The sequence below is a fragment of the Alterirhizorhabdus solaris genome (assembly GCF_007785815.1).
GTDB lineage: Bacteria > Pseudomonadota > Alphaproteobacteria > Sphingomonadales > Sphingomonadaceae > Alterirhizorhabdus > Alterirhizorhabdus solaris.
In genome coordinates this window covers 1-679 of the sequence record NZ_VNIM01000222.1, presented here as the reverse complement: position 1 = coordinate 679, position 679 = coordinate 1, and the positions used below count along the sequence as shown (strand labels likewise).

Sequence of the window (679 nt, the reverse complement as noted above, 5' to 3'; positions counted from 1 at the left end):
GGGCTGAGACCCATAAACAGGATTCACAAATCGGCCGCGTTGTGATTCACGGTCTTCGCTGATGCGGAGGTTTGGGTGGTGGACGGGTTCTGGTTGACCGACGAGCAGTGGTTGCGGTTGAAGCCGCTCTTGCCGAACAAGCCTCGTGGCGTGCCCCGTGTCGATGATCGTCGTGTCATCAGCGGCATCGTGCACGTGTTCCAGTCCGGCTGCCGGTGGAAGGATGCGCCTGCCTTCTACGGCCCGTCCAAGACGCTTTACAATCGGTGCGTCCGCTGGGCGGCCAAGGGTGTGTGGCGCGACGTTTTCGAGGCGCTGGCGGCGGCAAGCGGGCCACCAGCTGAGATCCTGATCGACAGCACGCATGTGAAAGCACACCGCTCGGCGGCAGGCGGCAAAGGGGGGCTCACGCGCAGGCGATCGGCAGTAGTCGCGGCGGTCGCAACACCAAAGTTCACGCCATCACCGACCGATACGGCCGGCCACTCGCCTTCCACCTGACGCCGGGGCAAGCGGCCGACTGCCGCGCGGCCGAGCACCTGCTGATCGACTTGCCCGAGCGGTGCATCGTCCACGCCGACCGTGCCTACGACACCAATCGCGTCCGCGACCTGATCGAGAGTCAGGGTGCGGTCCCCAACATCCCGCCAAAACGCACGCGCGTGTGGAAGAGCTGCTT

At 65.1% G+C, this 679-nt stretch carries 1 pseudogene; it reads left to right on the top strand.

The features are described from left to right. Positions 1-78 precede the first annotated feature (78 nt). Positions 79-679: pseudogene (locus FOY91_RS21445) on the top strand (IS5 family transposase); the annotation flags it as partial.